Consider the following 5,840-nt stretch of genomic DNA (forward strand, 5'->3'; position numbering starts at 1 on the left):
TTCGGCTCGCCGTGAGCGCCCGCCGCACCCACCGCCGCCTCGGGGCCCGCTGGCGGCGGCGCCGTCCGCTGCGGACGCGGCTCGCGGTCGCCGCCTCCGCAGCGGTCGCGCTCGTCGCGGTCTGCGTCTGCGTCGCGTCGTTCTTCGTGCTCCGCTACAAGCTCTACCAGCAGCTCGACCAGAACCTCGCCCAGACCGCGACGCTGGTCGCCCAGCAGCACGAATACGACAAGGACTACGGCGTACTCACCGGCGAGTGCCGCTTCCTCGGCGCCCCCGCCTGCTCACAGATCGTCCCCGCGGACGCCGCCGACGACCCGAAGAAGCCGTACCTGCTGCCCGTGAGCGGCCCCACCCGGCAGGTCGCCGCCGGTGAACTGGCGCCGTACTACACGAGTTTCACCCTTCCCGACGGCAAGCCGGGACGGATGCTCACCACCCACTACGGCAAGGGCGCGGCCGTGCAGGTCGCCATGCGGGCCGACATCGCCGAGCGCGGGGTGCGGCAGACCGCCGCGATCCTGGCCGTGGTGGGCGGGGCGGGTGTGCTGCTCTCCGCCGTCGGCGGGTACTGGGTGTCCCGGACCGGGCTCGCGCCCGTCGCGCGGCTCACCGCTACGGCGGAGCGGATCGCGGCGACGCGGGACGCCCGGCACCGGATCGAGCTGCCGCCCGGACCGCCCGAACGCACCGGGCGGGACCGGAAGTGGGGACGCTTCGGCCGGGGCGGCGGAGGCGAGGACGAGGTGACCCGGCTCGCCACCGCCTTCAACACCATGCTCGGCGAGCTGGAGGAGTCCGTCGCCGCGCGCCGGCGGCTCGTCGCCGACGCCTCGCACGAGCTGCGCACGCCGCTCACCGCACTGCGTACGAACGCCGAACTCCTCGCCCGCGCCGACCTGTTGAACAAGGCTCAGCGGGACCGGGCGTCCGGGGCGCTCGCCCGGCAGCTGCGGGAGGTCACCGGTCTCGTCAACGACCTGATCGAGCTCGCGCGGGACGAGGAGCCGCTGCCGCTCGTCGAGGACGTGGCGCTCGCGCCGCTGGTCGGGCATGTGGTCGAGGCCGCTCGGGAGCACTGGCCCGGGGTCGTCTTCGTGCTCGACGTCTCACCCGACGCCGCCGGGCTCACCCTCCCCGGCGTGCCCGCCCGCCTCGCCCGCCTCCTCACCAACCTCCTCGACAACGCCGCGAAGTTCAGCCCGCCGGGCGGGGTGGTCGAAGTCGGCCTGTCCGCCGCCTACCTGACGGTCCGTGACCACGGGCCCGGCATCTCCCCCGAAGACCTCCCGCACGTCTTCGACCGCTTCTACCGCGCGGAGAAGGCCCGGGCGCTGCCCGGGTCCGGGCTCGGGCTCGCCATGGCGCGGCAGATCGCTCGGGCGCACGGTGCCGAACTGTCGGCGGAGCAGGCACCGGGCGGGGGCGCCCTGTTCAGGCTGACGCTGCGCTGAGCTCCCCAACCCCGCCCCTTCCCGAAACTGGGGGCTCCGTTTCGGGAAGGGGCGGGACTGGGGAATGCCCCGCAGGGCCTAAAACCCCGCCGGTTCCGTGTACACCCCCCACTCCTCCCGCAGCACCCCACAGATCTCCCCGAGCGTCGCCTCCGCCCGCACCGCCTCCAGCATGGGGGCGATCATGTTGGACCCGTCACGCGCAGCGGCAAGCATCGCGTCAAGGGAGGACCGCACCCGCCCCTCGTCCCGCCCGGCCTTACGGCCACCGAGCACGGCCACCTGCTCCCGCTCCACCTCATGGCTGACCCGGAGAATCTCCAGGTCACCGGTCACGGACCCATGGGCGACGTTGACGCCGACGACCCGCTTGTCGCCCTTCTCCAGCGCCCGCTGGTACTGGAAGGCGGACTCGGCGATCTCGCCGGTGAACCAGCCGTCCTCGATGCCGCGCAGGATGCCGGAGGTGATCGGCCCGATGGGGTGCAGCCCGTCGGGGTGCGCCCGCCGCCCCCGCTCCTTGATCTGCTCGAAGATCTTCTCGGCGTCGGCCTCGATGCGGTCGGTGAGCTGCTCGACGTACCAGGAACCGCCCAGCGGGTCGGCGACGTTGGCGACGCCGGTCTCCTCCATGAGCACCTGCTGCGTGCGCAGCGCGATCTCGGCGGCCTGCTCGCTCGGCAGGGCGAGGGTCTCGTCGAGGGCGTTCGTGTGGAGGGAGTTGGTGCCGCCCAGCACAGCCGCGAGGGCCTCGACGGCCGTGCGCACCACGTTGTTGTACGGCTGCTGCGCGGTCAGCGAGACGCCCGCGGTCTGGGTGTGGAAGCGCAGCCACTGGGCCTTGTCGGTCTGCGCGCCGTACTCGTCGCGGAGCCAGCGGGCCCAGATGCGCCGGGCGGCGCGGAACTTGGCGATCTCTTCGAAGAAGTCGACGTGCGCGTCGAAGAAGAAGGAGAGGCCGGGGGCGAAGACGTCCACGTCCATGCCGCGGCTGAGGCCCAGCTCCACGTACCCGAACCCGTCCGCGAGCGTGTACGCCAGCTCCTGCGCGGCCGTCGCCCCGGCCTCGCGGATGTGGTACCCGGAGACCGAGAGGGGCTTGTACGCGGGGATCTCGCGGGCGCAGTGCTCCATGAGGTCGCCGATGAGGCGCAGATGGGGCTCGGGCTCGAAGAGCCACTCCTTCTGCGCGATGTACTCCTTGAAGATGTCGGTCTGGAGCGTGCCGTTCAGGACGGCCGGGTCGACGCCCTGCCGCTCGGCGGCGACCAGATACATGCAGAAGACCGGGACGGCGGGGCCGCTGATGGTCATCGACGTCGTGACGTCGCCGAGCGGGATGTCCTTGAACAGGACCTCCATGTCGGCGGCGGAGTCGATGGCGACCCCGCAGTGGCCGACCTCGCCGAGCGCGCGCGGGTCGTCGGAGTCGCGGCCCATGAGCGTCGGCATGTCGAAGGCGACGGAGAGGCCGCCGCCGCCGGCGGCCAGGATCATCTTGTACCGCTCGTTCGTCTGCTCGGCGTTGCCGAAGCCCGCGAACTGGCGGATCGTCCACGTACGCCCCCGATAGCCCGTGGGATAGAGGCCGCGGGTGTAGGGATATTCGCCGGGCCATCCGATCCGCTCGAAGCCCTCGTAGGTGTCCCCGGGCCGGGGACCGTAGACAGGCTCGACCGGGTCACCGGAGAGCGTGGTGAAATCGGCGTCGCGCTTCTTCGCGGCGTCGTACCGGGCCTGCCAGCGTCGGCGGCCCTCCTCGATGGCTTCAGCGTCCATGACGCCAATTTACTTGGACGTCCTAGCAAATGTCGATGGCTGACCGCCACGGGCAGGCCGTGGCGGGGGGCAGCCGGGGCGGTGCTAAGCCTTGGCCGTGACCGCGGGCTCGTCGGCGATCATCGGCTCGACCTCGCGCACGACCTTGCGCTCGACGAAGAACGCGGCCGTGGGGATGGTGCCGGAGACAAGGACCCACAGCAGCTTGCCGAACGGCCACTTCGCCTTGGAGCCGAGGTCGAAGGCGAAGACCAGGTAGATGATGAAGAGGACGCCGTGGATCTGGGAGACCGCGAGCGTCAGGCCCTCGCCCTTGTCGAAGCCGTACTTGACCACCATGCAGGCGCACAAGATCAACAACATGACGGCGGTGACGTAGGCCATTACCCGGTAGCGGGTGAGCACGCTGCGTTTCATGGCTACGAGCGTAGCCCGCTCTCTTCCGCGATCTTCCGCCGCCCTGTTTTCCCCGCCCGGAGGGCGAAAAAAGCCCGTCCGGCGTTTGAGGACGAGGCTGAGGACGAGGCGCGGAGCGCCGAAAAGGCGGGGGAAAGGGGGCGCAGCCCCCATAGGGGGCTACTCCTCGAAGTCGCCGGCAGCCACCCGCAGGGGCCTGAGCAACCCAAAAATGTCCCCGCACCCTTCCGCGTCGTACACCCCGAGCCCGAAGTCCATGGCCATCAGCTCCCGCGTCGCCTCCTCGACGACCTCACGCCCCTTCTCCGTGATGGAGGCAAGCGTGCCGCGCCCGTCGTTCGGGTTCGGCCGCTTGGCCACGAGCCCGGACCGGACCAGGCGGTCCACCGTGTTCGTGACGGACGTCGGATGCACCATCAGCCGCTCGCCGATCTTGGACATCGGCAGCTCCCCCGCCTTGGAGAAGGACAGCAGCACCAGCGCCTCGTACCGCGCGAAGGTCAGCCCGTACGGCTTGACGACCGCGTCGACCTCCCCGAGCAGGATCTGGTGCGCGCGCATGATCGAGGTGATGGCGCCCATGGCGGGCACGGATCCCCAGCGCTGCTTCCAGAGTTCGTCGGCGCGGGCGATGGGATCGAAGGGGAGACTGAGCGGCTTCGGCACAGCGTCGACCTTAGTCCCCGGTCACATACCGGTCAGCCCCAGTCTCAGAATCCGGCCGCGCCCGCACCACCACCGCCGCCGTCCCGCCCCGTCGCCCCGACCTCCCGGGCCAGGACCAGGCAGCACACCGTGCCGAGCACCCCGGCGGCCGCCACCACCGTGCTCACCGCGAAGAACTCCGCCGCGAGGCCGGCGAGCGCCATGCCCACCCCCTGGAGCGTCATCAGGCCCGCCGTGTGCACCGTCATGGCGCGGCCGCGCAGCTCCGGCGGCACGGAGTCGACGAACCAGCGGTCGAGGCCCAGGGTGTACGCCGATCCGGCGCCGGCGAGCAGCAGCGCGGGCAGGGCCCAGGCCAGGCCGGGCGTGAAGGCGTACGCGACCAGCGGGAGCAGGGTGGTCGCGGCGAGCGGGAGCGCGATGCGGGCGCGGGCCGCGGCGGTGAGCGCGGACCCGGCGTACACCTCGCCCGTGATGGTGCCGACGGGCATCGCGCACATCAGCAGGCCGACCCCGGCGGTACCGGCGCCGATCTGCTCGGCGTACGGGGCGGCGAGCGCCTCCGGGGCGACGGCGAACATCGGGGGCGCCCAGAGCAGGAGCAGCAGCGCGCGGACGCGGCGGTTGCCGAGGACCTCGCGGGCACCGGCGAGCGAGTACCGCATGAGCGCGGCGCCCTCGCCGCTCCCCTCGCCCGTCCCGTTCGCCCTCCCCGGGCCCGGGCCCCGCGCGGGCCGTCGCTTCGTACCGCAGCGCAGCAGCAGCGCGGAGGCCGCGAACGTCACGACCGTGATGACCAGCGCTCCCCGCGGGGGGACGACGGTGAGCAGGACGCCGCCGAGGCCGAAGCCGACGAGGACGGCGCTCTGCGACACCATCCGCAGCAGGGACCGCCCGAGCACGAACAGGTCCCCGTCGCCCAGGACGTCGGTGAGGGTCGCCATCCGCGTGCCGTTGAAGACCGGTGAGACGGCGGCGATCAGGCAGCGCAGCGCGAGCAGCCCGGCGACCGGTGTCGCGGGCAGCGCCATCAGCAGCGCGCACCCGGCGCACAGCAGATCGCAGGTGACCAGGACCCGGCGCGGCGGGTACCGGTCGGCGATCCCGGCGAACAGCGTCCCGCCGACGAGGTACGGCAGCATGCCCAGCGCGAAGGCCAGCGCGCTGAGCAGCGGCGAGCCGGTGAGGTCGTACACGAGCACGGTCAGCGCGATCTCACTGACGACCACCCCGAGCAACGACATCGCGTGCGCGGCGAACACCACCCGGAACTCCGGCACCCCGAAGACCCGCCGATACCCACCGCTCTTCTCTGCCCCGCCCGCCGCCGACTCCTCTTCCCCACCCGCCGCGGCCGCCGCGCCCCTCACGGAGGTATCCGCACCGGCGGCCCCGCCCCGCGCGGACGGCTCCCCCGGACCCGCCACCACAGGCATGTCCGGCGCCCCCGGCCCGACCGCCGCCACCACGCCGACCGACGCCCGCGCGGCATCCGATGCCTTCGCGACGGCCGCCGCCGGTCCC

The 5,840-nt window shown here is 72.4% G+C and carries 5 protein-coding genes; 1 reads left to right on the top strand and 4 read right to left on the bottom strand.

Annotated features, from left to right (window positions below; translation table 11 throughout):
- The first annotated feature begins 11 nt into the window (after positions 1-11).
- A complete protein-coding gene (locus STRAU_RS12105) occupies positions 12-1,454 on the top strand; it encodes a sensor histidine kinase (protein ID WP_016640588.1) in 1,443 nt (480 codons plus the stop codon).
- A gap of 78 nt (positions 1,455-1,532) precedes the next feature.
- On the opposite strand, the gene STRAU_RS12110 is transcribed toward STRAU_RS12105, so the two are convergent.
- The 4 genes from STRAU_RS12110 to STRAU_RS12125 form a co-directional block, all read right to left on the bottom strand.
- The gene (locus STRAU_RS12110; RefSeq protein WP_016640589.1) at positions 1,533-3,233 is read right to left on the bottom strand and encodes a coenzyme B12-dependent isobutyryl-CoA mutase large subunit; all 1,701 of its coding nucleotides are present in this window, start codon (positions 3,231-3,233) and stop codon (positions 1,533-1,535) included.
- An 84-nt stretch (positions 3,234-3,317) separates the two neighbouring features.
- On the bottom strand, positions 3,318-3,650 hold the full coding sequence (locus STRAU_RS12115; RefSeq protein ID WP_037658872.1) for a DUF3817 domain-containing protein: 333 nt from the start codon (positions 3,648-3,650) through the stop codon (positions 3,318-3,320).
- Positions 3,651-3,809: 159 nt separating this feature from the next.
- On the bottom strand, positions 3,810-4,316 hold the full coding sequence (locus tag STRAU_RS12120; protein ID WP_016640591.1) for a MarR family winged helix-turn-helix transcriptional regulator: 507 nt from the start codon (positions 4,314-4,316) through the stop codon (positions 3,810-3,812).
- Between the two features lie 44 nt (positions 4,317-4,360).
- Complete coding sequence (locus tag STRAU_RS12125; RefSeq protein ID WP_078621154.1) at positions 4,361-5,752, bottom strand: MFS transporter; 1,392 nt, start codon at positions 5,750-5,752, stop codon at positions 4,361-4,363.
- Positions 5,753-5,840: the final 88 nt, after the last annotated feature.

The organism is Streptomyces aurantiacus JA 4570 (genome assembly GCF_000414115.1).
Lineage (GTDB): Bacteria > Actinomycetota > Actinomycetes > Streptomycetales > Streptomycetaceae > Streptomyces > Streptomyces aurantiacus_A.